Genomic DNA, 25,019 nt, shown 5'->3' with positions numbered 1-25,019 from the left:
GGGAGCGGGCTTGCCCGCGAAGGCGTCGGCACAGCTAACATCATCGGTGGCTGAACTACCGCTTTCGCGAGCAAGCCCGCTCCCACAACGGTCAGTCAGTCGAGTTTCGCAAGCTTCGTTTCACCACTGTCCCAACCACCGCCCAAGGATTTGTAAATCGCCACAATGGCGCGGTACTGATCGGTTTCACCCAGTGCCTGGGCATCCTCGGCGTTCAGCCGTTCGCGTTGTGCGTCCAGCAGCACCAGATAGTCCACCACCCCTTCCTTGTATTGCGTCGCCGCCAGATCGGCCGCGGCACGACTCGACTCACTTTGCTTGATCAGCGACAGCAAGCGTTGCTGGCGCTTGCCGTAGTCGCTGAACGCGTTTTCCGACTCTTCCAGTGCGAGCAACACCTGTTGCTCATAGGTCGCCAATGCACCCTCGGCGTCGGCGTTTGCGCCACGAATACGCGCCCGCACGCTGCCCAGGTCAAACGCGGCCCACGTGATGCTCGGACCCAGGCTCCAGGCGCGAGCGGCACTGGAGCCGATTTGCGAACCACGCCCCGCCGTGAACCCGAGGAACCCACTCAAGCTCACCCGTGGAAACAGGTCGGCGGTAGCCACGCCGACATCGGCGGTGGAGGCCGCCAACCGGCGCTCTGCCGCGAGCACATCCGGGCGCCGACGCAACAGCTCGCCGGGATCACCAATCGGCAATGCCTTGGCGATGGCCGGCAAGTCCTTTGGACTCAAGTCGGTGCTCAGCTTGTCCGGGCGCTCGCCCAGCAGCGTGGCAATGCGGTTTTTGTGGTGCACCTGCTCCGCTTGCAGTTGCGGCACGGTCGCCTCGACGGCCGCCAACCGCGCATCGGCACGCACCACATCGAGTTCGTTACCCACACCCGCATCACGCAGACTCACCGTCACGCTGCGCGATTCGCTTTGATTCTTGAGGTTGGCCAGGGCGATTTTTTCCCGCAGTTGCGCACCGCGCAGCTGACCATAGGCATCCACCAACTCGGCGATCATGGTCACGCGCAGTTGATAAAGGTCCGCCGCCGTGGCGTCTTCCCGGGCATCGCTGGATTCCAGTTCACGCTGGATGCGCCCGAACAGATCGATCTCCCAGGCCATGTCCAGGCCCAGATCGTAGCGCTCGGTGTTGACCCGATTCACGGTCTGTCCCGGCACCTGCGACTTGCCCTGCTGGCTGCTGACCCGACTGGTGACTACTGGCAGATTGTCGTTGCTGATGTCATCGCGAATGGCCCGAGCGGCTTTCCAGCGGGCGAAGGCCACACGCAAATCGCGGTTGCCATTGAGCGCTTTGCCGACCAACTGATTCAGCGTGGGGTCATCGAATTGCTGCCACCACACCGTTTCAAAACGCGTTTGATCGTAGTTGGCCCCTTGTGCCGAAACGACATTCGCTGGCGCCGTGTCAGGCGCTTTGTAATCCGGCCCTACGGTGCAGGCAGCCAATGCGGCGACCAGGAGGCTGGGAAGAAAGAGTTTGAAAGCGTTCATCAGTGTGCCTCCGGATCAATAACGTTGAGCGAGTGAACGTGGGCCGCCTTGCGCGCGGCTTTGCGCTCGATGTAGCGACGAATGAGGACGAAGAACACCGGCGTCAGCAGCAAGCCGAAGAAAGTCACCCCAAGCATCCCGGAGAACACGGCGACACCCATGGCCCGACGCATTTCCGAACCGGCTCCAGTGGAAGTCACCAGCGGAATCACGCCCATGATGAAAGCGATCGAGGTCATCAGGATCGGCCGCAGACGCATGCGGCAAGCGTCCAGCACGGCATCCAGCGGCGACAGGCCCTGGTCCTGCCGGTCCTTGGCGAACTCGACGATCAGGATCGCGTTCTTGCACGCCAGGCCCACCAGCACGATCAAGCCGATCTGGGTAAAGATGTTGTTGTCGCCCTTGGAAATGATCACCCCGGCAATCGCCGACAGCAGAGTCATCGGTACGATCAGGATCACCGCCAGCGGCAAGCTCCAGCTTTCATACAGGGCAGCCAACACCAGGAACGCCAGCAATACGCAGAGCGGGAACACCAGCAACGCGGTGTCGCCGGACAAAATCTGCTGATAGGTCAGATCGGTCCACTCGTAGGTCATGCCGTTGGGCAGTTCTTCCTTGAGCAGCTTCTCGATGGCTTTCTGGGCCTGGCCGGAGCTGAAGCCGGGCGCCGCCGCGCCGTTGATTTCCGCACTGATGAAGCCGTTGTAGTGCATGACCCGATCAGGCCCCGACGTCGGGCTGACCTTGATGAACGTGGCGAGCGGAATCATTTCTCCGTGGTCGTTACGCACCTTCAACTGGCCGATCTGTTCCGGCTCCAGACGGAATTGCTGGTCAGCCTGAACGTTGACCTGCCAGGTGCGGCCGAAACGGTTGAAGTCGTTCGCATACAGCGAACCCAGGTACACCTGCAACGTATCGAAGATATCGCTGACGGCCACGCCGTGAGTCTTGGCTTTCTCCCGGTCGATGGCGGCATCGACCTGCGGCACGTTCACTGTGAAGCTGGTGAACAGATTGGCCAGTTCCGGAACGCTACGGCTCTTGGCGATGACGTTCATGGTCTCTTTGTACAGAGCTTCATAGCCCAGGTTGCCGCGGTCTTCGATCTGCAGTTTGAAGCCACCGATGGTGCCCAATCCTTGAACGGGCGGTGGCGGGAACACGGCGATGTAGGCGTCCTGAATGCTGCCGAATTTTGCGTTCAGTGAAGCGGAAATCGCCTTTGCCGACAGGCTCGGGTCTTTGCGCTCATCGAAGGGCCGCAAGCCGATGAAGGCGATACCGGCGTTCGGGCTGTTGGTGAAACCATTGATCGACAGCCCCGGGAATGCCACGGCGCTGTCGAAACCCGGCTCGTTCATGGCGATGGTGCTCATGCGACGGATCACCGATTCCGAACGATCAAGGCTTGCGGCGTCCGGCAATTGCGCGAAGGTCACCAGGTATTTTTTATCCTGGGTCGGCACGAAACCAGTCGGCGTGGTGCTGAAGCCCATGTACGTCATGGCGATCAGCCCGGCATACACCAGCAAGGCCACACTGCTGCCACGAATGACCTTGGCGACGGCAACCACATAACCATGGCTGGCCTTTTCGAATACGCGGTTGAAGGGTTTGAACAGCCAGCCACCGAACAGTCGATCCAGCACTTTGGAGAAACGGTCTTTCGGCGCACCGTGGGCCTTGAGCAAGACCGCAGCCAACGCCGGCGACAGGGTCAAGGAGTTGAAGGCCGAGATCACCGTCGAGATGGCAATGGTCAGGGCGAATTGCTTGTAGAACTGCCCGGTCAATCCCGAGATGAAAGCTGCTGGCACGAACACCGCGCACAACACCAACGCCGTGGCGATGATCGGGCCAGTCACCTCACCCATGGCTTTCTTGGTTGCCTCGATCGGCTCGAGGCCCAACTCGATATTGCGCTCGACGTTCTCCACCACCACGATCGCATCGTCGACCACGATCCCGATGGCCAGCACCAGGCCGAACAGCGACAAGGCATTGAGCGAGAAACCGAACAGGTGCATCACGGCAAACGTGCCGATCAACGACACCGGTACGGCGACCAGTGGAATGATCGAGGCGCGCCAGGTTTGCAGGAACAGGATCACCACCAGCACCACGAGGATCAGCGCTTCGAACAGGGTGTGAACCACCGCTTCAATCGAACTGCGGACGAAGATGGTCGGGTCGTAGACGATCTCGTAGTCCATGCCCTCCGGGAAGCTCTTCTTCAGTTCGGCCATCTTCGCCCGCACCTGGTCGGAGACGTCGATCGCATTCGAACCCGGGCGCTGAAAGATCGGCATCGCCACCGCTTCCTGATTATTGAGCAAGGCGCGCAGGGCGTACTGGTTGGAGCCGAGTTCAATCCGGGCAATGTCTTTGAGGCGAGTGATTTCGCCGTCCGGACCACTGCGGATAATCACGTTCTCGAACTCCTCCTCGGTGACCAGCCGTCCCTGAGAGTTGATCGACATCTGGAAGCTCGTGGCGTTGGGCGCAGGCGGTGCGCCCAGTTGGCCGGCAGCGACCTGGCGGTTCTGTTCTCGGACCGCGTTGACCACATCGGTCGCGGTCAGGTTGCGTGAAGCGGTCTTGTTCGGGTCGAGCCAGATACGCAGCGAGTAGTCGCCGATACCGAACATCTTTACGTCACCGATACCGTTCAGGCGCGACAGCTCATCCTTGACGTTGAGGATCGCGTAGTTGGACAGGTACAGCATGTCATAGCGTTTGTCCGGCGAGGTCAGGTGCACCACCATCGTCAGCTCGGGCGAAGCCTTGTCCACGGTGATCCCGATGCGCGTCACCTCTTCGGGAAGTTTCGGCTCGGTGCGCGTGACACGGTTCTGTACCTGCACCTGGGCGTTGTCCAGGTCGGTGCCCAGGGCGAAGGTCACCGTGAGGGTGAGCCGACCATCGGCTGTGGACTGCGAATACATGTACAGCATGTTCTCGACGCCGGTGATGGCTTGCTCGAGTGGCGCGGCAACGGTTTCGCCAATCACCTTGGGGTTGGCGCCAGGGTAGTTGGCGTGAATGACGACGGTCGGTGGCACCACCTCGGGGTATTCGCTGATTGGCAACTGGAACAGCGCGATGGCGCCGGCGATCAGGATCAGCAGCGACAGCACCGCAGCGAAGATCGGTCGCGTGATAAAGAACTGAGAGAACTTCATGACGGTGTTCCTTTATCCACGAGGTGAAACGGCAGCATCGGTTTTCACCAGCGCCGGTGACGGAGCGCCGGGCTGATTGCCCGCCTCGATGGCCTGCCGCTGACGGGCCAGGGTCGCGACGGTTTGCGCATCGGCCATCGGCGCATCCTGAGGGGCGACCACCGCGCCGGGACGAACCCGTTGCAGACCGTTGATGACGATCCGGTCTTCTTTCTGCAAACCGCTGCGCACGATGCGCAAGCCTTCCAGCTTCGGACCCAGATCGACGCTGCGGTAAACCGCCTTGTTGTCCTGGTCGATCACCAGTACGAATTTCTTGCCGAGGTCGGTGCCCACTGCCTCGTCTTTGATCAGCAGGCCGGCATAGGCCGCGCTGCCTACCAGTTTCAATCGGGCGTACAACCCGGGGGTGTATTGGCCGTCGGCGTTGTCGAACACCGCGCGGCCACGAATGGTGCCCGTCTTGGGATTGACCTGGTTATCGACAAAGTTCATCTGTCCCAAATGGCTATTGCCCTCCTCGTTCGACAAGCCCATGTACACCGGCGTGGTTTGACTGCGCTGGCCTTGACGGGAGAGCTGGCCGTACTTGAGGAACAGGCGCTCATCGGCGTCGAAATAGGCGTAAACCTTGTCGGTGGAGACCACGCTGGTCAGTGCCGAGGTATCGGCGGTGACGATGTTGCCGGCGGTAATTTCGGCACGGCTGACCCGGCCGGTAATCGGCGCGGTGACGCGAGTGAAGCTCAGGTTCAAGCGTGCGAGATCGAGTTGCGCCTGCACAGCGTCGACGGCGGCCTTGGCTTCCTGGGCGGTGGTGCTACGGGTGTCGGCCAGTTCCGCAGAGATCGCATTGCTGCTCAGCAGGCGCTGGCCGCGTTGCGCTTCATTAGCGGTTCGAACCAGCGCGGCGCGAGTCTGTTGCAACTGCGCTTCGAGGCGATGCACTTCGTGTTCGAACGGACGTGGATCGATCTGGAACAGCAAATCCCCTTTTTTTACCGACTCGCCATCAGTGAAGGCGACACGATCGATCTGCCCCGAAACCCGCGGGCGAACCACAACGGTTTCCGGTGCTTCCAGACGGGCAGTGACTTCATCCCATTCCGTGATGGGTTGCTCAAGCACCTTGGCGACCGTGACATGCGGCGCACCCGGAGCCTGGGCGGCATCGGGTGCGTGGCCGCAAGCAGTGATGGTCGCCAACGCCAATGCAGCAAGGGGATAACGCAAAGGTTTGAGTGACTGTTCCATGGGTAGTGTCCGCCAGAGGTTTAGGGGTTGGGGAATTCTCGGCCTCACATGGGGCAGCGACGAATTGAACGGAGTGAACTTGGTTATCATCTATAATGATGACCATCATGTTTAACAGCAAAAAAAACGAGCGATCAAATCAAGCTTATGAATTAACTGGGTTTTTTACTGGAAGCCGGCAGACTGACGACGGAACAAATGGAGTCCAACACTGGCCCAAGCGTTTGTGCCACCTGCAAGGCTCGGGTGGTCGGTTCCATTTTGTGACCAATACGTTTAAACAGAGGGTCGTTGAACAGCGTACGTAGACGACCCAGTGCACCGCTGACCGCCGGTTGTCCCAGGGCAAGCCTTTCTGCAGCGCGCGAGACATTGCGCTCTTGAATGAGCGCCTCGAAAACCACCAGCAGATTGAGGTCGATGTTGCGCAGATCATTACGTTTCATGGGTCAGCACCCTGTGAGGTGTTTTGACTTGAGCCATGGGCTCGGAACCGGCAAAACCATTGCCGCGAATTTATATGACACTCATCATCAATACCAGCCCCTCAGCAAAAATTTGCCAAGGCGCCCATCGGATGACAGGACCCATTCATGAAAGTGACGAAAGACCAGGCCGCAGCCAACAAGGATGCAATCCTCACTGCGGCCTCGAAGATGTACCGGGAAAAAGGCATCGACGGCATTGGTATCGGCGAGCTTTCCCGCTCGGTGGGCCTGACCCATGGCGGCTTTTACGGACAGTTCCCCGGTGGCAAGGAGCAATTGGCGTCGGAGGCCGTGAGCCGCACGTTCGAATCCAATATCGAAGACTGGCGAGCGGCTAAATCCATCCCCGAACTGCTCAAGGGTTACTTGACCCAAGGCCACCTGACCAACTGGACCGAAGGCTGTCCGATCCCCGCCCTGGGCGCCGATGTCGCGCGCAACGGCGGCGCCATCAGCCATTCGTTCACCAAAGGCGTGCAGACCCTGATCGAAACACTGCTGCCACTGGTCGATGGTGAAACCGATGATGAAAAACACCAGGAAGCCTTGCGCATCCTTTCATCGATCACCGGGGCAATACTGATCGCCAGAGCATTGGACAACCCTGGATTGTCGGAGCAATTCCTGCAATCGGTGATCGATGCCTGGTCCGCGGATCCCGAAGAAATAGCTGCGGACGAAACGGACATCGACATTGAATGCTGATCACTAAAGGACAGCCGGGATTCACCCGTTCGCTATCGCTCGACTTGAGCCGACAGAACTGGAAGCGCTGATTCGCCGTGCGTGAAAATCCGTCATGACATGTTATGACCTCATTCAGGAACGGACTTCGGCCAACAAATACGGCGTTTAAAGGACGAACGGTCGAGAGGCGTCAAGGGCGGGGAATTGCCGAAGGGTTGAAGCCACTACAGGCTTTGCAGGCAGGCGCGTTCGTCGCGGTGAAGTGAACTTCACTTTCACCGCGGGTCACATGCAGTCCTTGTAAAGCGAACGTCAGTAGAGGTACAGCCTTATGAACATAGCCACAGTAGTAAGCGCCGTGATTTCCAGTCTCGCACCAAGTGTCTTTGACCAGAACGGCCTGCAAGAGCCCGGCGCGCATGTCTCAGCCGTCGAATACCACTACGGTATGGAAATCGATGTGAAGCGGGTACTGCAGCGCACCGATACGTCCGATAAGACCGGCATGGTACCGGTGACCCTGGTCTATGAAGACAGCGAGGGCGAGGTTCACAAGATCCGTTTCCTCGAATGGGGCGCAAGCCCGGCCACCCCCACGAGCATTGCCTGATCCGCTCACCGACAGGGTTCTGGTCCTCGTCTGCGCGGCGCAGGCCTGAACCCCGACTCGCTATTGATAGCTACCCCGGCACCGAGTTTTTTTGCGCACCGACACTGCCCGCCCTACTCGCGACGCCAAGGGCAACGCAACAAGCCAGTAACGAGAATGCGGCGAATGCGCCCATCACATGCAGATAAGGCAGCACGTGATTCCAGGCTCGAGCCACCCCCAGGAAAGCGGCGAATAGCCAACCGCTCATGGAAAGTGCACCCAACAAGGCGAGCCGCGCACGGCCTGCACTGCGCAGTGCGACAAATGGAGCCTTTTGCAGCAGCGGGAAGCCGACTCGATGCAATAACGCACCGTTCAGGCTAAGCAGCGCGACGACAGTCACCTTCGCCCAGAGTTTCTGATTGAGCAGATAGGCGTCGCCTTCAATGAGATAACCCTGAAGCATCAGCAACAATCCGCTTGCCCAAAGGGCCAGCAGTGCGAGGCTGACGATCTTCTGAGTTTCATCAAGGTACTCAAGCCTCGCCCGGTCCAGTATTTCCTTGCGCCAACTCCAAAGCTTGTGATCAGCCTGCAACACCCTCCCCAGGGCAATACACGTAGCGAGCAGATGACCGTATACGAGAAGCATTTTGAGCATTGCCTTAACCTTATTATTGTTTGGGCGCTGCGTTCCCTGCTTCGCTGAATTGAAAACGAATGATACAAATTACCAATTGCATTTTCAAGACAAGCGATCACTAACACGCACCAAGATCGGCCGCCATACGACTTTCGTCATACGTAGAGGCAGTCATTCCTGTGGCGGATGAATGATCAGACTGCCGAGAATGGCTGCCCGTGGCCGATTTCAGCCTTTGACCAACGACAGCTTCGGATCGATTTCGGTCTGTCGCGACGGGCAGAAATCGGCCAGGAGCGGCTCTTCAGGCAATGTCGGAAATGGCCTGAAAAAGCTTTGGAACCCAGGGAATCGAACGGCCGTTGCAGCGGTCCAACCCGTGCCGGACAACGGGCGCGAAATGCCCTAAGTATCACCTGCCAACCGCCATTGCCTTTGGGAGAACCCATTGTTAGCTGTCTTTTTGCGTCAAGCTTCCCGCTTAGCGATATTGCTCTTTTCCATTGGCTCTTCGTCCTCTGTTTTGGCCTGCCCAGGAGGGCAGTACCAAGTCTGCATGGTCGCTTGTTTTTGTGCTCCGGGCTCCGAAGAGGAAATTGGGACGATCTTCAAAAACATGAACCAAATGGCGGCCTCTGGTTTACAGAGTTGGATTGAGCAATCGCGCAACACCGCAGCAACTGGCGATATTCGAACAATCCCGCTGAATATCCGAGCCCAACTCGAATCCATCTACGACATTCAGGTGCTCGATTCGGCTCGCTATAAGGTAGGTGATGATGTGGAGCTGAACGCCGCACACACAATGCTGCAGAATCCCGATGTAAGTGCTGTCACCCTCATAGACATCATCGTCTTTCGCAGTCCCGATGATGCACTCAACAATGTCGCGCTGTGGGCACACGAACTCAAGCACGTGCAGCAGTACCAGCAATGGGGCGTTCACGAGTTTGCCACTCGCTATACCCGGGATTATTCAGCCGTCGAGGCGCCCGCTTACGCGATTCAAACCCAGGTAGCCAGAGTGCTAAGAGCCAGCGCGGCCCAGCCAGAGCCTCCTCGAAATCCTTGAGCTCAACAGGTTAAGCCTGATCAGAGTGTCCGTCGGCACCGGCCCTTCTCATGCTGATTGTCTGCGCCATGTGCCGGGGGATGTGCCGATCTGGCGTTTGAATGCGCGACTGAACGCGGCTTCGGATTCGTAGCCAACTGCAAAGCCGATTTGCGCCACATTACCGCGACCTTCGCGCAGGTGTTGCATCGGTGGCTGTCCGACCAATGCCGTGAATCGCTCCGCAAATACCGAACGCGACATACCCACCTCAAGAGCCTAATGCTGTTCACTCAAGAGATAGAGTGAACAATAAGCAACCTGTGGCGAGGGAGTGTTCCGATTGCCTCCTTCCGTAGCGATCAGCTTGAAGGCGAGGACTGGTATCGGCGCGGGACAAGGGCACACGCCAACTGTGTGGAAAATCTGCCGGTCTTTGCCGTCATCGTGTTCGTGATTTCAGCCCTTGATGTCAACGGCCCTGTTATAGCCGCATGTTACGGCGTTTGAATACCGGCTCCCTCGGCGAGTAGATCCATTGGTAATGACCGGCACGACAAAGCGTGTCGGTCATTTTCACTACTGCTGTTTTACTTTTTAATGGACACAATCGTGGCCTTGCCGCCCTCTATCCGAAAGGAAAACGATACGCGGTCTCCGGCCGTGAGCCCTGTCAGCTGGTCTTCCGTTACGGAGAAGGCCATGGTCATCGGTGGCCATTGCACGGCTGGTACAGCGCCGTGAGAGATGGTCACCGTATGCTTCGTCGTATCGATAGCCTTGATCGTTCCGTCGGCGTTGGCCACTGGAGTCTGCTTTGTTTCCTGCTTCATCTGCATGCCCTCCATGCCGTCCATTTTCATGCCCGGCATGTCTTCTGCCAGGGCCGAAAGAGACAGCGTCACGAGGGAGCCTGCAACTGCGATCCGGATCAGTTTCATAGGATTTTTCCTTGGTGGTGAGTGGGTTCAGCAATCAGGTGTCGGCGGCGCATCAGGCGATAAGCTGCCGGAATGACAAACAGGGAAAGCAAGGGAGCCGTGACCATACCGCCGACCATGGGCGCGGCGATGCGACTCATCACCTCGCTGCCGGTTCCGCTGCCCAACAGGATGGGTAACAGACCCGCAATGATCACGGCGACGGTCATGGCCTTGGGGCGAACGCGCTGCACAGCGCCTTCACGAATCGCTGCCAGCAGCCCGCGCTCAGTGCTGTCGCCAAGGTCTTCACGTTCGGCCCAGGCATTCTTCAAATAGAGCAGCATGATGACGCCAAACTCGGCAGAAACACCGGCCAGCGCGATAAAACCGACCCCCGTGGCCACCGACAGATTGAACCCCAGCAGGTAGAGGAACCACGCCCCTCCCGTCAGTGCAAACGGCAGAGTGGCCATGATCAGCAAGGCCTCATCGAAGCGAGCGAACGTCAGGTAGAGCAGCACGAAGATGATCAACAGCGTGGCAGGCACCACCCGTTTCAGGCGTGCGTTTGCCCTTTCGAGAAACTCGAACTGCCCCGAGTAGCTCAGGCTCATTCCTGGCTGCAACTTGACCTGTTGATTGACGACCCGACGCAGATCGGCGACCACCGATGCAATGTCCCGACCTCGCACATCGATGTACACCCAGCCTGAAGGACGTGCGTTCTCGCTCTTGAGCATCGGCGGACCGTCCGTGATCTTGATCTTCGCCACGGTGCCGAGGGTGATCTGGCTGCCTGACGAGGTGTAGATCGGCAATTGCTCCAAGGCACCTGGCGAGTCGCGCCACTCACGTGGATAACGTACGTTGATCGGGAAACGCGCAAGCCCTTCAATGGTCTCCCCTACGTTTTCACCACCGATGGCACCGGCCACGATGGATTGCACATCGGCGATGTTCAGCCCATAGCGGGCGGCGGCCTTGCGGTCGATGTCCACGTCTATATAGCGACCACCGGTCAGGCGCTCGGCCAGAGCCGAACTGACACCGGGCACATCTTTGGCCACCCGCTCGACCGCCTGAGTCGCGGCATCGATCTCCGTCAGATTGGTGCCGGCAACCTTCACGCCGATGGGGCTCTTGATCCCGGTAGCCAGCATGTCGATACGGTTGCGAATCGGCGGTATCCAGATGTTGGTCAAACCGGGAACGCGCACCACGCGATCCAATTCTTCCACCAGCTTTTCCTGAGTCATGCCTGGACGCCATTGCTCTTGCGGCTTGAACTGAATGGTGGTTTCGAACATTTCCAGCGGTGCCGGGTCTGTCGCGGTTTCAGCACGCCCGGCTTTACCGAAGACGTGTTCGACCTCTGGAACGGTCTTGATCAAGCGATCGGTCTGTTGCAGCAGTTGCGCCGCTTTCTGCGCCGACAATCCCGGTAGGGCCGATGGCATATAGAGCAGGTCGCCCTCGTCCAACGCCGGGAGAAACTCGCCACCCAGGCGAGACATTGGCCATAGCGCGCTGACAAAAACCAACAGCGCCACCAGCAGTGTGATTCTGGGTTGACGCAAGACGGCGTCCAGGGCTGGCTGGTAGATCCTGATCAACCAGCGGTTCAACGGGTTCTGTTGTTCACTGGGAATCCGTCCGCGAATCCAGTAGCCCATGAGCACTGGCACCAGGGTCACTGACAATCCCGCCGCTGCGGCCATGGCGTAGGTTTTGGTGAACGCCAGTGGACCGAACAGTCGTCCCTCTTGTGCTTCCAGGGTGAACACCGGAATGAACGACAGGGTGATGATCAACAAACAGAAGAACAGTGCCGGCCCTACCTCTGCCGCCGCTTCGGTCATTACATGCCAATGACGCTCGCCCCTCAATTCCTCTCCTGGATTGGCCACGTGCCAAGCCTCAATTTTCTTGTGGGCGTTCTCGATCATCACCACGGCGGCATCGACCATCGCACCGATGGCGATGGCTATCCCGCCCAGGGACATGATGTTGGCGTTGATCCCCTGGTAGCGCATGACGATGAAAGCGATCAGCACCCCCACCGGCAGCGAAATGATCGCCACAAGGGATGAGCGCAAGTGCCAGAGAAAGATCCCGCAGACCAACGCGACGACGATGAACTCTTCGATCAGCTTGTGGCTGAGGTTTTCAACGGCGCGGTCGATCAGCTTGCTGCGATCGTAGGTGGTGACGATTTCCACCCCGGCCGGCAAACTGCTTTTCAGTTCGTCGAGCCTGGCCTTGACCGCTGCAATGGTCTCGCGAGCGTTCTTGCCGCTGCGCAATATCACCACGCCGCCTACCGTCTCGCCTTCACCGTCGAGTTCGGTGATGCCGCGCCGCATTTCCGGTCCCAACTGAATCGTGGCGACGTCGCCAAGGGTTACCGGCACACTCCCCGAACCCAACTTGAGCGGGATCGCCCGAAAGTCATTGAGCGTCTTCAGGTAGCCGGAAGCCCGCACGATGAACTCGGTCTCCGCCATCTCCAGCACGGCCCCACCGGTTTCCTGGTTGGCTTTGCCGATAGCGTCGCTCACCTCTGCCTGAGTGATGCCAAGACTGGCCAGTTTGAGCGGATCAAGTTGCACCTGGTACTGCTTGACCATGCCACCCACCGTTGCCACTTCCGCAACGTTCGGCAAAGTCTTGAGTTCAAACTTCAAGAACCAGTCCTGCAATGCGCGCAATTGCGCCAGGTCGTGTCCGCCACTGCGATCTACCAGTGCGTACTGATAGATCCAGCCGACTCCTGTTGCATCCGGCCCCAACGCGGGTTTGGCGCTGGCCGGCAAGCGACTTTGTATCTGGCTCAGGTATTCCAGCACACGCGAGCGGGCCCAGTACAAGTCAGTACCGTCTTCGAACAGCACATAGACAAAGCTATCGCCAAAGAAGGAATAACCACGCACGGTCTTGGCGCCCGGCACCGAAAGCATGGTAGTGGCCAACGGGTAGGTCACCTGGTTTTCGACAATCTGCGGCGCTTGTCCTGCATAAGGAGTGCGGATAATCACCTGTACATCAGAGAGGTCAGGCAGCGCATCAATGGGCGTGCTTTGCACCGACCAGACACCCCAGGCCGTGACGAACAGAGTCGCCAGCAGCACCAGGAATCGGTTGGCTACCGACCAACGAATCAGGGCAGCGATCATGGCTGGCTCCCCGATTTGTCCAGGCGCTCGACACGCAAACCGTCATCCGTCTGGCTCACCGCAACCCGAACCTTGTCGCCCGTTTTGAGACCCTGCCTCAGCGCCGGATTGGCGAGTGGGAACGTCATCGTCATACCAGGCATGCCCAGCGTCTTGAATGGGCCATGGGCGAGTGTGACTTCTTTGTCGTTGATTTCAACGATCTGCCCATCCGCCTCATGCAAACTGGAGGCTGCTGCATTGGGTGCTGACTCTTCCTGCGAGCTTGCAACAATGCCCTTGAGACTGGCCTCCGAGTCGAGCAGAAACTGGCCAGACGTAATAACCTTCTGGCCTTCTTCCAGACCTTTCAATATCGCCGTCTTGCCATCGCTTTCCTCCCCGGGCTGCACCTCCACCGGACGGTATCGACCGACGTCCTCGGCAAGCATCACCAAGGCACGTCGGCCAGTGCGAATGACCGCCTCGCTCGGCACCCACAACACACTTTTCTCAGTCGAACGGCTCAGGCGTACCTGCGCCGTCAAACCCGGCCTGAGGCGCCCGTCCGGATTAGGCAGTTCCACACGTAAGCGAAGGGTGCGACTGTCCGGATTGGTCTCGGGCAAAATGGCGCTGACCTCGCCACTGAGGATTGTCCCGGGGAAGGCTGGCAAACGCGCTTCGACTGCCTGCCCCACGGTGATAGATCCGGCATCCGATTCGGGAACGGCCACGGCTAGCCAGACACTACTCAAGCCATTGACGCGGGCCAGAGTCTCACCCTCCGCCACGGTCATACCGGCACGTACATTCAGTTCTTGCAGCACACCGCCAATGGGGCTGGTGAGCGTCAGGTAGGGCTGAACCTTGCCGCCACGCTCAACCTGAGTAATGAGTGTCGCCGGCATCCCTGTGAGTCGTAGTCGCTGGCGGGCCGCAGCCAACAGGTCAGCATCCCCGTTGCGCTTGAGGGCAAGGAACTCTGTCTGGGCGGCGGCCCACTCCGGCACCAGGATATCCGCCAGCGCCGCGTTGGCCTTGAGCACATCGCCGGGAGCATGGGCATAGACGCGCTCCACAAAGCCCGTGGTGCGTGCCTGAATCACGGCGACATCTCGCTCATTGAACGCCAGGACACCTGTCACCTCGAGGCTGGAGTCAAAGATTCCACGGGTGACTGTGGCAAAGCGCAGACCGAGATTCTGGGTAAGGCCTGGATCGATACTGACGGTCGCATGATCCCCTGCCCCGCTGGCGTACCGGGGGACCAGTTGCATGTCCATGAAGGGGGACTTACCCGGCTTGTCGAACTTTTGCTGCGGGTACATGGGGTCGTACCAATACAGAGCCTTGCGCTCGTCCGGTGAATCAGGACCCTTCTCCGGAGCGGTAACCGGTACTGCGCTCACACGCTGTTGAGCGAACCAGTATCCACCGGCACCTCCCAAGGCCAGCGAGATGCCCACCAGTAATGCCCCGTTCCATTTTTTAAGGATCATTGGCTGGACTCCCCATAAGCAAAATACAGACGCGCATTGGTCAGTGCCCGCTGCTCTTCCACGTCGATCTGTTTGAGTCGCGCTTCGATGAGTTCACGTCGGGCGGCAATCACGGCGGTTAAATCGCCGTTGCCGGCACGATAACTGGCCATGCTGAGTTCTACCTTTTCCCTGGCCAGCGGCAACAGGCTTTCCTGGTTTCGACGCACGGCACGATTCAGGCGCTCATAGTCAGCCAGTTCGTTCTCCAGTTGCTGGGTATGCTCGCGTGACAGGGCCTCGCGTTCGGCCTCAAGCTGGCTGAGTTCAGCCTGTTGAGCTGCAATTTTGGGGTTCTGGCGAGAGTCAGGAAACAGCGGCAGGTCCCATGAAAGCTGCACGCTGACCATGTCGCCAAACTCACGGCCACGGTGCTGGTAATCCAGTTCCCAGCTCCAGTCCGACTGCTTCTGCGCTTCTGCTTCCCGAACCTTGGCTTGTGCTTCGCGGGTCATCGGCGCATAGGCTGCCAACTCTGGATGGTGTTGCAGCTTATGGGAGTAGTCTGAGGTATCGACAGGCCATTCAGGCAAGCGGCCCACAGGTTTGTCGTTAGCGGCGGAGCCAATCCAGCGCTTGAGGGCTGCCCGGGCCTGTGATCGCTGACGAATCAAATCGTCCTGCTGCTCTGCCAGTTGAGCCGCTTCTTGCCTGGGCGTTACCGCATCGGCGGGTTGAGCGCGGCCACCGGCAATCTGCGCTCGGACGGTCTCGGCCAGCAGGCGGTTTTCTTTGTAGAAGTCCTGGAACAGCGCATCTTTACGTTCAATTGAATAGCTGCTGATCCAGGCCAATGCCGTGGACTGGCGAACGTTCAATCGCTCAACGCGACGCTCCGCAGTTGCTCGATCCACAGCTGCATCGGCAACTTCAATGCGCGCCTTGCGCTTGGCGCTGTTCGGCATTTCTTGCCTGACCCCGACCATTTGCATGGTCATGAAGTCCTGGTCGATGCTCCAGCGATCAGGACCACCCACGGGGTAGTTCTGCACACCCAGTAGCAGCTTTGGGTCAGGCAGCTCACCGGCTGGAATGGCTGCGCTGCTGGCAGCCTGAATTTTGGCGTCTTGTGCGGTCAGCGACGGCGCATTGGTTTCGGCAAGTCGCAACGCTTCATCGAGCGTCAATGCGGCGGCGAGGCTCGGCAATGCCAGTACGCTTGCCGCCAGGCCAGCCACAAGGGACCAACCTGTGCAATAGCACTTGGAGTTCATGTTTACGATTCCTGTAATCATCCACTGCACGCATCAAAAGACATGCGCACAGCCAGTCCATCCCGCTAATGCGGAATAAGGCTCAATGAGGTGCAGGAATCAAACGCGAGGGGGTCGCCATACCCCGGACGGGGTCTGTACGGGCAGGGAGTCGCTGAAAAATGAAATCACTTCGGGGCTGAAGATCGTTACAGGAGGTTTGAAGATCGAGACTTGCAGCATCCCCCCCGTCTTGCATTCCTGGCCCGGCTTACAAGGCTTGCCGTGCTCGGAAGGACTTTTCATATCGTTGCAGCAGTCCATCCCCATGTCGTCCATCATCGCCATGCCCATCGTCTTCATCGGGCACGGTTCTGCCGCTGCCTGAACGCCCGCCATCCCGCTGAGGGGAAGCGCCAGGCTGATCATGAAGATGAGGAAAAACCGCAGATAGCGTTTCATGGGGTTGCAGTGTAGTCGTCGGAAATAATACAAACAATCGGTTGAACGCACGTTCCCGGCTGCCTTACGCAGCAGAGAGCGTGCGATATCAACGAATCAGAATTAAGCCAGCATTACCAAAAAACAACGCCTCGCCGCACCGTCGTCCTATGCCATTGCTACCAGGCAAGAGAGGTTGTCCAGGTAGTGGGGCCGGAAGCTGATCAACCAATCCCCACCTTTCCAGGACGTTGATGCATCAGTCGTCGTTGTCGTCGCGATCGCGGTAGCGACGGTGATCGCGATCATAGTCACGTCGATCATAGTCACGACGATCATATTGGCGGTTATAGCCTTGATCATCGTCGTCCCTTTGGTAGTAACCACCTCGATGATCATGGTTGTGATATCCGCCATACCTTTCTCCATCATCCCAGTGAGGGGCACAGCCTCCCAACAGGAAGGAGCTGAAAATGGCCAGGATCATGATGATTGCGCGATTCATATGAAGGTCCTAAACGTCAGAGATTTGGAATGGTTGTGGCTGCTCGAAGTTTTCATCCGGACAGCGATTAGCCATATGGTTATGACCATTTAGTAACTTAATGATTCCTCAGGGAAATACAGCCAAGCGATTGTCACGCTCACCTGCCGCGCCAATACCTTCGAAACACCCGGTTTGTTCCAGGCAGAAGAACTGGCTTGTGGTGCAGGTTTGCAAGCTGTCCGGGGCAACCACAGCCACCTTGCCTGCGAGGGTAATTCCGGGCCTGTCATGAATAGCCAAGAGACTGTCGTCGAATGAAAAGCGCCCCCGATTCGGGGGCTCTTTAATGGCAGTCATGAAAAAGCCTCTGGCGATTGAACCGGTCTTGTTGGCGCTTGAGCCGACGGATGCGACCGCTGCGCCTGAGTCACGAGTTGCCGGGTACGCCAGGCAGGAGAATAACAATATGAAATTCGTGAAAAGTCTTTTGGCTGCCCCACTCTTCATGGCGCTGGCCATTGATGCTCAAGCCTATGTATCGGGTCAGGAAGCCGCCCGACTGGGCACCAGCCTGACGTGGGTAGGTGCTGAAAAGGCCGGCAATGCCGATGGCTCCATTCCGCCCTACAACGGTGGCCTGACCACCGCCCCGGCCAGTTTCAAGGCCGGCGACAGCATGCGCCCGGACCCCTTTGCAGGCGAAAAACCGCTGCTGGTGATTAACGGCAAGAACGTCGATTCGTACAAAGGCATGCTGACCGCCACCACCGTCGCGTTAGCCAAACGCTATCCTGGCTACCGCATCGACGTGTATCCAACCCACCGCACCGCGTCGCTCCCCCAGGCGATACTGGACAACAGTCGCACTAATGCCACTAACGCCAAATCCCTCAATGGCGGGATAGCCATCGACAATGTCATGCCCGGAGTGCCGTTCCCGATCCCGCAGTCAGGCGCCGAAGCGATGTGGAACTTCCTGCTGCGCTACCAGGGCGTCAACATCCATTCCAAGTACGACTCCTGGAACGTCGACTCGGCGGGTGTGCCGAGCCTGGCGGTCACCGGCGAGGCATTCGTCTCCTTCCCGATTTACGAGAACCTGTCGAAGCCCTTCAACAACTCCGACATTTATCATCAGATGAAACTGTCCTACACCGGACCTGCGCGCCGGGCCGGTGAGTCGATCATGCTCAAGAACGCCGCCAACCCGCTGCAGCGTCCTGGCCGCGCCTGGCAGTACATGCCTGCCCAGCGCCGCGTCAAACAGATTTCGATCCTGGCCTACGACACACCCAACCCCGGTACCGCCCGAGCACTGGAGCTGTATGACTGGACGCTGGTGGGCAAGCAAGAAATGATCGTGCCCTACAACACCTACAAACTGACCTACGTTCGCGATGCAAAATCGCTGACCACGCCAAACTTCATTGCCCCGGATTTCGTACGCTGGGAAAAGCACCGGGTCTACGTCGTGGAGGGCAACCTCAAGCCTGGGGCAAAGCACATCTACCAGAAGCGCCGTTTTTACCTGGATGAAGATACCTGGGCCGCTCTGGCCTCCGATCAGTACGACACCAGTGGCCAGCTTTACCGTGGCTCCTTCGCGTTCTTCAGCCAGAGCTATGACCAGCAGGTCCCGGATGCCACCCCTTTCATGACGTATGACCTGTCGCTTGGCACCTATAACATCAATGGCGTGGTCGGCCCTCATGGCGGTATCCACTACATCGAGCCGCTATCGACGGCGCAGTGGGTGCCAGAGACCATGGCGGGTACCGGCATTCGCTAGGTCCACGGTGATATAACGCCCGATCCTGCATGACCGATGAATCACAAATCCCCCGGTTGAATCCACAGCCAAAAGCAGTCAGTGGACGGAGCAACAACAAATGAGTAGCTATGCTTGGTTTGTTGCCGGACTCTGGTAGCAACATCGTGGAAGGAGGCGTTTGAGATGCAACTCATCACGTTGAAAATCGACAAGCCGGATGTGACGAACTTCATTCTGGGCCAGACGCACTTCATCAAGTCCGTCGAGGACATCCACGAAGCGCTGGTCAATGCCGTGCCAGGTATCCAGTTTGGCGTGGCCTTTTGTGAGGCCTCTGGCAAATGCCTGGTGCGATGGTCTGGCACCGACATCTCAATGATTGAACTTGCACAGAAGAATGCGGGAGCCATTGCCGCAGGCCATAGCTTCATCATTTTCCTGGGCGACGGTTTCTATCCGCTGAACGTGCTAAACACCCTAAAAATGGTTCCAGAGGTATGCCGTATTTTTTGTGCAACAGCCAATCCAACCGAAGTGATTCTCGCAGAGACTGAACAAGGGCGAGCGATCCTGGGCGTGGTGGATGGCTTCTGTGCCAAAGACATTGAAGGCGATGAAGACATCCTGTGGCGCAAGAACCTGTTGCGGCAGATTGGCTACAAGCAGTGAATTGCAGAGCGGCAGTGGTCTGCCCGGAGCCGGGACGGGATCGAAACAGCAAAACCAGGAACGACTGTTGAGTCGTCACTCAGGCTACAGCGATTAATTCCATTGGTTATGTGTGTGAGGAGCATAAATTCTATTGCGCCCGGTACAGGTGGCTAATCTACTGAGGTTGAGCGGGAGGCAACCTTCAGGAAGGCGAAACCCTATGGACGAAAATCTGATCGAAACCGACTACCTGATCATCGGTGCTGGCGCGACGGCCATGGCTTTCGTCGATACGCTACTCAAGGAAACGAATGCACGCATCGTGATGGTGGATCGACACGATCGACCAGGCGGGCACTGGAACGATGCCTACCCGTTCGTCCGGTTGCACCAGCCCTCGGCCTGCTATGGCGTCAACTCACGCGAACTGGGCAGCGGAGCGAAAGACCAGTCGGAACTGAATGAGGGCTTGTATGAGCTAGCCTCCGGCGCCGAAGTGGTGAGTTACTTCGACCAGGTGATGAATCAACAGTTTCTGCCGTCAGGTCGTGTCCGTTACTTTCCCTTGTGTAACTACACCGGCGACCGCATTGACGACCACCGTTTTACCTCGCTGGTCAGCGGCGTAAACCATCAGATCCAGGTGCACAAAAAGGTGGTAGATGCCACCCATGCCCAGACGGCAGTTCCCTCGACCCACCCGCCCAAGTACAGGGTGGACCCCGGCGTGCAATGCATGCCACTGAACAACCTGCCGAAGATTCAGCACCCCTACTCCAGCTACGTAGTGGTGGGATCGGGTAAGACCGGGATCGACGCTTGCCTGTGGTTACTGCAAAACGGTGTTGCGCCCGCAAAAATCTGCTGGATCATGCCGAGCGATCCATGGTTGATAGACCGGGCCAATGTGCAACCTGGTCTCGACAGTTTCGAACGAACAATCGGCGGCCTCACGGCGCAATTTGAGGCCATCGCAGCCGCAGACTCGATCCCGGACCTGTTCTCCAGGCTTGAGGCGGCGGGCCAGCTCCTGCGCATAGACAAGTCCGTCGAACCCACTGCTTACCGCTGCGCCACCGTCACACAGGCGGAATTACGTGAGCTTCGACGCATCGACAACATCGTGCGCCTGGGAAGGGTGCGGGTTATCGAGCCAACGCGCATCGTGCTCGACCAGGGCAGTATCGCCACGAGCCCAAATGCTCTGCACATTGATTGCAGCGCGAGTGCAATCCCGTCACTCCCTGAAATGAAGGTGTTCGACGGCGGCAAGATCAACCTGTTGATGGTAAGCAGCTGCCAACCCGTGTTTAGCGCGGCCTTGATCGCTTATGTGGAAAGCCACCTGGCTGATCAAGCGGAAATGAACGCGCTTTGCATGATGGTCCCTGCGCCTCGCGTCCCCACGGACTGGATCAGAATCTGGGCAGTCTACCTGGGTAACCAACTACGCTGGGGAGAGCACGCAGGCCTGGCCCGCTGGATCAAGCAGGCGCGCTTGTACTTTCAGACTGCGGTAGTCAGGGGCCTGCAAGAAACCGACACCGAGAAACTGGCACAGCTGCATCGGCTCTCAGTCAGCAAGCAGCTGGCTCTGGCGAGTCTGCCACGGTTGCTGGGGTCCATCGCTTGAATTGCAGGAAGCGCGCATGAACGAACCACACCTCGAAATGCTCGACATCAATGGCATCCGCATGCAGGTAGCAACGCAAGGCTCCGGCCCGTTGGTCCTGCTATGCCACGGTTTCCCGGAGCTGTGGTACTCGTGGCGCAACCAGCTTGCTGCACTGGCGGCCGCCGGCTATAGAGCGGTAGCGCCCGACATGCGCGGCTATGGCGGCACAGATGCGCCGGCCGAACTCGACGCCTACACCACGCTCCACCTGGTAGGCGACATGGTCGAGTTGGTCAACGCACTCGGCGAACAGCAAGCCGTGATCGTCGGCCATGACTGGGGCGCGCCGGTGGCCTGGAGCGCAGCATTGCTGCGACCTGATCTGTTCCGCGCAGTGGTCGGCATGAGCGTTCCCTTTTCGCCACGGGGGCACGTGGAGTTCCTGAGCGCACTTGCCTCCCGGGGAATCAGCAACTTCTACATCCAGTATTTCCAGACGCCGGGTGTGGCCGAGGCCGAGTTGGAAAGGGACGTCGAGTCGTCGCTCCGGCGCATTTACTTCAGTGGCTCGGGGGACGGGCCTGATCGGCCGATGTTCGGTCTGCTGCAGCCGGGCCAGGGCTTCCTGGCGGGGATGATCGAGCCCGAAACCCTGCCAGCCTGGCTAAGCCGTGAGGATATTGCCTACTACACCCGCGAATTCACCCGCAGCGGATTTCGCGGCGGCTTGAACTGGTACCGCAACATAACGCGCTCATGGACGCTGCTGGCACCTTGGCGCGGTTGCATTATCCGGCAGCCGTCGATGTTCATTGCCGGGCAGCGCGATGACGTACTGAGGTTTCCGGGTTCCCCGCGGCAAATCGAAGCCTTCGCGCAGACACTGCCGGGACTGCGCGGGTGTCATATCCTCGAAGATGCCGGCCACTGGATACAGCAAGAGCGCGCGACAGAGGTCAATGAGTTGCTACTGGGCTTCCTGAAAGGACTCTGATCGGGAGGTTACGGTATGGCCCCCCTGAGAACCACGCCCGCTAAAGGACGAAACCTGACTGCGAAACGACCTTTGTGCCCAACTAAATTGTTCCGGACAGATCACGTTCAAGACCGACCCTGGTCAGGAGCTGATCGCCCTCAGCTCTCCCCGACCGTTGTCGGGATGTTGAGTCCTACCTTGACATTACTCATCGAAACCAATGTCTTGAATCGCTTGACGTTATTGCTCTCAAAGAAAAGCGTTCTGGTCAGTTCCGTGTACTGCTCCATGTTCCTGACCGACATGATCAGAACGAAATCGCACTCACCTGCTACGTAGTAGCACTGCTGGACCTGTGGGCAGGCCAGGAATGCGCGCTTCATCTCATCCAGTAGATCCAGGCGTTCATTTTCCACTTCTACTTCTGTGACCACCGTGAGCCTGTATCCCAGATGGGCCGGGTCCAGCAGCGCCACGGTCTTTCGTATGACGCCATCCGTGCTCATCTTCTTCAAACGGCGATTCACGGCAGCCGAGGACAGGTTTACCCGAGCCCCCAGGTCCTGCTGCGAGGTCGTAGCGTCCTCCTGGATGGCTTCGAGCAGTGCGAAATCAAAATGATCAAGGCTCATTTGTCGTTGGCTCTGAATAAAAGGTCGCTAACATCGATTAAATCGGAATAAAAATTCATTTACCGATTAGAAATCAAGAAAATAGTGCATTGGATTGAAATAAAATTTACCCATCAAACATAGCCAACTCACAAGTGGGCTGCATTATCGGCCGTCCGTAGCACCCGGAGAGCTACATGAGCAAATACCCTGATCTTCGCCTCAACGGTCCAGTGCTGCTTCAGCAAATCCATGCTTTAGGCGAGGTAGGTACTGATCCGGTGAACGGCGGTCGTACCCGCATTGCGCTGACCGATGCAGAAAAAACGGGGCGTGATCAGGTCGTTGCGTGGATGAAGGAACTTGGCCTGCAGATTCAGGTTGATCGCATCGGCAACATTTTTGGCACATTGCGCTCAGCAGATGCCCCATGTAGTCGAGCACCTTTGATGATGGGTATGACTTCAGGTGCAGGCCATGACGCACAGCTGATCGCCAGGATTGCACCCTCAGCGATGATTTTTTGTGCCGAGCCGTGCAGGCATCAGCCACAACCCTCGCGAGCACACCGACGACGATCAACTGCTCAATGGCGCAAAAGTGCTCCTCGATGTAGTCGTCCATAGACTGAGCACTCACCCGTAATTCCCCAAAAAACTCACCCGCCACCGGCCAGCCCCGGTGGCGACGGCCCTGCTTTGCCAAAAGGAAACCGCTATGTTGATTGCCAACCCTGAAGCAAAATTCCAGGCCTATCCCGACTCCCTGAAAAACATCATGAGCGTCGAGAAAGCCAATGAGAGTAGTGCATGGCTGTCGCAGTGGTCGCGACTTAACCATGGCAGCACGCCGTTGCACTCGCTGCCTGATCTGGCCACAGAACTCGGGATTGCAGACCTTCTTGTAAAAGATGAATCGAAGCGCTCGGGGTTGGGCAGTTTCAAGGCGTTGGGCGCGCCGATTGCTTTGGTTCGTCTGATCTTGCGCGAATTCCCGGATCAGCGCTTCGAGCCCCACGGATTGCTTTCGGGACAATACAGTTCGGCACTCGCCGACTTCACTGTCATCAGTGCTACTGACGGCAACCATGGTCGAGCATTGGCGGCAGCGGCCCAGAGTGTCGGGTGTCGATGCGTCATCGTCTTGCATGCAAACGTCAGCATCGAACGTGAGCAAGCGATTGCCACCTACGGTGCCGAGATCATACGGATCAGCGGCAATTACGATGAGTCGGTGGAGGACGCGGCAGCGCTTGCCCGGAAGAACGATTGGCGAGTGGTTTCCGACACCTCCTATGAGGGTTACGAGGACATCCCCCGCGACGTGATGCAGGGTTACGGCACTATCGCAGCCGAGATCATCGAAACCGGCCTGGCATTTACCCATGTATTCCTCCAGGGCGGCGTCGGTGGTCTGGCAGCGGGTATCGCCAGCTATCTCTGGGAGCTTCAAGGCGAGCAGCGACCGACGTTTATTGTCGTTGAGCCGGAGCAGGCGGACTGCCTGTACCAAAGTGTAATAGCGGGGAAAGCTGCCAGGGCCACGGGTTCGGTGGACTCGGTGATGGCCGGCCTGGCTTGTGGCGAAACGTCCCCCTTGGCCTGGAGGTTCCTGCAACCCAGCATCGATTTTTTCATGACGATTCAAGACCACGAAGCGGTCAATGCTATGCGTCGCCTCGCGGCCGGCAGCCAGCGGGACATTCCACTGGAAGCAGGTGAATCGGCCGTTGCGGGGCTTGCAGGCCTGATACGCATCACAAACTCGCCAAGCCTTGCCGCTGAAGTCGGCATCGACGCTCAGTCACGGATTCTTTTGATAAGCACTGAGGGCGCCACGGCTCCAGGTGTCTATGCCGAACTGGTTGGCGAATCCGCCATGTCTGTTCGTGCTCGCCAGCAGGCGTGGTTGGCGAAAGCCTGAAACCTGGCCCATTCACAGTCAAAAGCGGCCCTTCTCGCCTAATGCCGATCAGTCAGGCGAACCCAGACGCTACGCCTTCCTTGTAGCAGCTGCCGAAGGCTGCGTCCGGCTGCGAAGCAGTCGTAAATCCGGCTTGCACGACCTCTCTGACGTACCGCGAACGCTGATTTTACGACTGCTGCGCAGCCGGACGCAGGCTACGCCAGCTGCTACTGATTGCGTTGTGGCAATGGCCTATTGCCGATCAGTCAGGCGAACCCAGACGCTACGCCTTCCTTGTAGCAGCTGCCGAAGGCTGCGTCCGGCTGCGAAGCA

At 58.3% G+C, this 25,019-nt stretch carries 22 protein-coding genes and 2 pseudogenes; 10 read left to right on the top strand and 14 right to left on the bottom strand.

The genetic code is table 11. The annotated features are described in order from the left end of the window. Positions 1-95: 95 nt before the first annotated feature. The 4 genes from AC07XF_RS23080 to AC07XF_RS23065 form a co-directional block, all read right to left on the bottom strand. Positions 96-1,514: an efflux transporter outer membrane subunit gene (locus AC07XF_RS23080; protein WP_495028319.1), complete on the bottom strand. Its 1,419-nt coding sequence runs from the start codon at positions 1,512-1,514 to the stop codon at positions 96-98. Continuing rightward, positions 1,514-4,705 carry an efflux RND transporter permease subunit gene (locus AC07XF_RS23075; RefSeq protein ID WP_495028318.1) on the bottom strand — a complete coding sequence of 1,064 codons (3,192 nt, stop codon included), beginning with the start codon at positions 4,703-4,705 and terminating at the stop codon, positions 1,514-1,516. The genes AC07XF_RS23080 and AC07XF_RS23075 overlap by 1 nt, the downstream gene beginning before the upstream one ends. Positions 4,706-4,717: 12 nt before the next feature. Then, positions 4,718-5,959: a multidrug efflux RND transporter periplasmic adaptor subunit MexE gene (gene mexE, locus AC07XF_RS23070; RefSeq protein ID WP_495028317.1), complete on the bottom strand. Its 1,242-nt coding sequence runs from the start codon at positions 5,957-5,959 to the stop codon at positions 4,718-4,720. Between the two features lie 152 nt (positions 5,960-6,111). Next, on the bottom strand, positions 6,112-6,405 hold the full coding sequence (locus AC07XF_RS23065; protein ID WP_007981919.1) for a LysR family transcriptional regulator: 294 nt from the start codon (positions 6,403-6,405) through the stop codon (positions 6,112-6,114). Positions 6,406-6,552: 147 nt separating this feature from the next. Between AC07XF_RS23065 and AC07XF_RS23060 the strand changes: the two genes are divergently transcribed. Then, entirely contained in the window at positions 6,553-7,152 is a 600-nt protein-coding gene (locus tag AC07XF_RS23060) for a TetR/AcrR family transcriptional regulator (RefSeq protein ID WP_495028316.1), read from the top strand. A gap of 313 nt (positions 7,153-7,465) precedes the next feature. Continuing rightward, positions 7,466-7,744 (top strand): DUF2790 domain-containing protein, encoded by a 279-nt coding sequence (locus tag AC07XF_RS23055; protein WP_204930726.1) that lies wholly within the window; start codon positions 7,466-7,468, stop codon positions 7,742-7,744. Between the two features lie 70 nt (positions 7,745-7,814). Here AC07XF_RS23055 and AC07XF_RS23050 read toward each other — a convergent pair whose 3' ends face one another. Beyond that, a complete protein-coding gene (locus tag AC07XF_RS23050; RefSeq protein ID WP_495028315.1) occupies positions 7,815-8,387 on the bottom strand; it encodes a hypothetical protein in 573 nt (190 codons plus the stop codon). Positions 8,388-8,817: 430 nt separating this feature from the next. Here AC07XF_RS23050 and AC07XF_RS23045 point away from each other — a divergent pair, with 430 nt between their 5' ends. After that, on the top strand, positions 8,818-9,441 hold the full coding sequence (locus AC07XF_RS23045; protein WP_495028314.1) for an eCIS core domain-containing protein: 624 nt from the start codon (positions 8,818-8,820) through the stop codon (positions 9,439-9,441). Positions 9,442-9,489: 48 nt separating this feature from the next. Here AC07XF_RS23045 and AC07XF_RS23040 read toward each other — a convergent pair. Then, positions 9,490-9,699: pseudogene (locus AC07XF_RS23040) on the bottom strand (helix-turn-helix domain-containing protein); the annotation flags it as partial. A gap of 54 nt (positions 9,700-9,753) precedes the next feature. On the opposite strand from AC07XF_RS23040, the pseudogene AC07XF_RS23035 reads away from it, so the two are divergent. After that, positions 9,754-9,909, top strand: a pseudogene (locus tag AC07XF_RS23035) (MAPEG family protein); the annotation flags it as partial. A 101-nt stretch (positions 9,910-10,010) separates the two neighbouring features. Here the strand turns inward: AC07XF_RS23035 and AC07XF_RS23030 are convergent. The 7 genes from AC07XF_RS23030 to AC07XF_RS23000 form a co-directional block, all read right to left on the bottom strand. Beyond that, positions 10,011-10,361, bottom strand: a complete 351-nt coding sequence (locus AC07XF_RS23030; protein WP_495028313.1) for a copper-binding protein — start codon at positions 10,359-10,361, stop codon at positions 10,011-10,013. Continuing rightward, positions 10,358-13,516 carry an efflux RND transporter permease subunit gene (locus AC07XF_RS23025; protein WP_495028312.1) on the bottom strand — a complete coding sequence of 1,053 codons (3,159 nt, stop codon included), beginning with the start codon at positions 13,514-13,516 and terminating at the stop codon, positions 10,358-10,360. The genes AC07XF_RS23030 and AC07XF_RS23025 overlap by 4 nt, the downstream gene beginning before the upstream one ends. Then, positions 13,513-14,997: an efflux RND transporter periplasmic adaptor subunit gene (locus AC07XF_RS23020; protein WP_495028311.1), complete on the bottom strand. Its 1,485-nt coding sequence runs from the start codon at positions 14,995-14,997 to the stop codon at positions 13,513-13,515. Before AC07XF_RS23020 ends, AC07XF_RS23025 begins: the two co-directional genes overlap by 4 nt. Beyond that, positions 14,994-16,250, bottom strand: a complete 1,257-nt coding sequence (locus AC07XF_RS23015) for a TolC family protein (RefSeq protein WP_495028310.1) — start codon at positions 16,248-16,250, stop codon at positions 14,994-14,996. Before AC07XF_RS23015 ends, AC07XF_RS23020 begins: the two co-directional genes overlap by 4 nt. Positions 16,251-16,349: 99 nt before the next feature. Beyond that, positions 16,350-16,691 (bottom strand): hypothetical protein, encoded by a 342-nt coding sequence (locus tag AC07XF_RS23010; protein WP_495028309.1) that lies wholly within the window; start codon positions 16,689-16,691, stop codon positions 16,350-16,352. A 238-nt stretch (positions 16,692-16,929) separates the two neighbouring features. Then, complete coding sequence (locus AC07XF_RS23005; protein WP_495028308.1) at positions 16,930-17,175, bottom strand: hypothetical protein; 246 nt, start codon at positions 17,173-17,175, stop codon at positions 16,930-16,932. 108 nt (positions 17,176-17,283) lie between these two features. After that, on the bottom strand, positions 17,284-17,514 hold the full coding sequence (locus AC07XF_RS23000) for a hypothetical protein (RefSeq protein ID WP_495028307.1): 231 nt from the start codon (positions 17,512-17,514) through the stop codon (positions 17,284-17,286). A 109-nt stretch (positions 17,515-17,623) separates the two neighbouring features. Here AC07XF_RS23000 and AC07XF_RS22995 point away from each other — a divergent pair, with 109 nt between their 5' ends. From AC07XF_RS22995 to AC07XF_RS22980, 4 genes are all read left to right on the top strand, one after another. Beyond that, positions 17,624-18,946 carry a DUF1329 domain-containing protein gene (locus AC07XF_RS22995; RefSeq protein ID WP_495028306.1) on the top strand — a complete coding sequence of 441 codons (1,323 nt, stop codon included), beginning with the start codon at positions 17,624-17,626 and terminating at the stop codon, positions 18,944-18,946. Between the two features lie 165 nt (positions 18,947-19,111). Further along, on the top strand, positions 19,112-19,597 hold the full coding sequence (locus tag AC07XF_RS22990; RefSeq protein ID WP_495028305.1) for an adenosine-specific kinase: 486 nt from the start codon (positions 19,112-19,114) through the stop codon (positions 19,595-19,597). A 202-nt stretch (positions 19,598-19,799) separates the two neighbouring features. Then, the gene (locus AC07XF_RS22985) at positions 19,800-21,212 is read left to right on the top strand and encodes an NAD(P)-binding protein (protein ID WP_495028304.1); all 1,413 of its coding nucleotides are present in this window, start codon (positions 19,800-19,802) and stop codon (positions 21,210-21,212) included. A gap of 16 nt (positions 21,213-21,228) precedes the next feature. Further along, the gene (locus AC07XF_RS22980; RefSeq protein ID WP_495028303.1) at positions 21,229-22,188 is read left to right on the top strand and encodes an alpha/beta fold hydrolase; all 960 of its coding nucleotides are present in this window, start codon (positions 21,229-21,231) and stop codon (positions 22,186-22,188) included. 140 nt (positions 22,189-22,328) lie between these two features. On the opposite strand, the gene AC07XF_RS22975 is transcribed toward AC07XF_RS22980, so the two are convergent. Continuing rightward, entirely contained in the window at positions 22,329-22,802 is a 474-nt protein-coding gene (locus AC07XF_RS22975) for an Lrp/AsnC family transcriptional regulator (RefSeq protein WP_204930730.1), read from the bottom strand. Positions 22,803-22,978: 176 nt separating this feature from the next. On the opposite strand from AC07XF_RS22975, the gene AC07XF_RS22970 reads away from it, so the two are divergent. Both AC07XF_RS22970 and AC07XF_RS22965 read left to right on the top strand, forming a co-directional pair. Next, positions 22,979-23,407: a hypothetical protein gene (locus tag AC07XF_RS22970; protein ID WP_495028302.1), complete on the top strand. Its 429-nt coding sequence runs from the start codon at positions 22,979-22,981 to the stop codon at positions 23,405-23,407. A gap of 91 nt (positions 23,408-23,498) precedes the next feature. Beyond that, positions 23,499-24,704, top strand: coding sequence for a diaminopropionate ammonia-lyase (locus AC07XF_RS22965; protein ID WP_495028301.1), 1,206 nt, complete (start codon positions 23,499-23,501; stop codon positions 24,702-24,704). Positions 24,705-25,019: the final 315 nt, after the last annotated feature.

This window comes from Pseudomonas sp. GW821-FHT01C01, assembly GCF_059422645.1.
This window is presented reverse-complemented; position numbering and strand designations above follow the sequence as displayed.

What these genes read in the sequence shown, in the direction of transcription:
- AC07XF_RS22980 (WP_495028303.1), top strand. Translation starts at nt 21,229, where the DNA reads ATGAACGAACCACACCTCGAAATGCTCGACATCAATGGCATCCGCATG.
- AC07XF_RS23025 (WP_495028312.1), bottom strand. Translation starts at nt 13,516, where the DNA reads ATGATCGCTGCCCTGATTCGTTGGTCGGTAGCCAACCGATTCCTGGTG.
- AC07XF_RS23055 (WP_204930726.1), top strand. Translation starts at nt 7,466, where the DNA reads ATGAACATAGCCACAGTAGTAAGCGCCGTGATTTCCAGTCTCGCACCA.
- AC07XF_RS22975 (WP_204930730.1), bottom strand. Translation starts at nt 22,802, where the DNA reads ATGAGCCTTGATCATTTTGATTTCGCACTGCTCGAAGCCATCCAGGAG.
- AC07XF_RS22985 (WP_495028304.1), top strand. Translation starts at nt 19,800, where the DNA reads ATGGACGAAAATCTGATCGAAACCGACTACCTGATCATCGGTGCTGGC.
- AC07XF_RS23075 (WP_495028318.1), bottom strand. Translation starts at nt 4,705, where the DNA reads ATGAAGTTCTCTCAGTTCTTTATCACGCGACCGATCTTCGCTGCGGTG.
- AC07XF_RS23060 (WP_495028316.1), top strand. Translation starts at nt 6,553, where the DNA reads ATGAAAGTGACGAAAGACCAGGCCGCAGCCAACAAGGATGCAATCCTC.
- AC07XF_RS23050 (WP_495028315.1), bottom strand. Translation starts at nt 8,387, where the DNA reads ATGCTCAAAATGCTTCTCGTATACGGTCATCTGCTCGCTACGTGTATT.
- AC07XF_RS22965 (WP_495028301.1), top strand. Translation starts at nt 23,499, where the DNA reads ATGTTGATTGCCAACCCTGAAGCAAAATTCCAGGCCTATCCCGACTCC.
- AC07XF_RS23030 (WP_495028313.1), bottom strand. Translation starts at nt 10,361, where the DNA reads ATGAAACTGATCCGGATCGCAGTTGCAGGCTCCCTCGTGACGCTGTCT.
- AC07XF_RS22970 (WP_495028302.1), top strand. Translation starts at nt 22,979, where the DNA reads ATGAGCAAATACCCTGATCTTCGCCTCAACGGTCCAGTGCTGCTTCAG.
- AC07XF_RS23065 (WP_007981919.1), bottom strand. Translation starts at nt 6,405, where the DNA reads ATGAAACGTAATGATCTGCGCAACATCGACCTCAATCTGCTGGTGGTT.
- AC07XF_RS23010 (WP_495028309.1), bottom strand. Translation starts at nt 16,691, where the DNA reads ATGAAACGCTATCTGCGGTTTTTCCTCATCTTCATGATCAGCCTGGCG.
- AC07XF_RS23000 (WP_495028307.1), bottom strand. Translation starts at nt 17,514, where the DNA reads ATGACTGCCATTAAAGAGCCCCCGAATCGGGGGCGCTTTTCATTCGAC.
- AC07XF_RS23015 (WP_495028310.1), bottom strand. Translation starts at nt 16,250, where the DNA reads ATGAACTCCAAGTGCTATTGCACAGGTTGGTCCCTTGTGGCTGGCCTG.
- mexE (WP_495028317.1), bottom strand. Translation starts at nt 5,959, where the DNA reads ATGGAACAGTCACTCAAACCTTTGCGTTATCCCCTTGCTGCATTGGCG.
- AC07XF_RS23020 (WP_495028311.1), bottom strand. Translation starts at nt 14,997, where the DNA reads ATGATCCTTAAAAAATGGAACGGGGCATTACTGGTGGGCATCTCGCTG.
- AC07XF_RS23080 (WP_495028319.1), bottom strand. Translation starts at nt 1,514, where the DNA reads ATGAACGCTTTCAAACTCTTTCTTCCCAGCCTCCTGGTCGCCGCATTG.
- AC07XF_RS22995 (WP_495028306.1), top strand. Translation starts at nt 17,624, where the DNA reads ATGAAATTCGTGAAAAGTCTTTTGGCTGCCCCACTCTTCATGGCGCTG.
- AC07XF_RS23005 (WP_495028308.1), bottom strand. Translation starts at nt 17,175, where the DNA reads ATGAATCGCGCAATCATCATGATCCTGGCCATTTTCAGCTCCTTCCTG.
- AC07XF_RS22990 (WP_495028305.1), top strand. Translation starts at nt 19,112, where the DNA reads ATGCAACTCATCACGTTGAAAATCGACAAGCCGGATGTGACGAACTTC.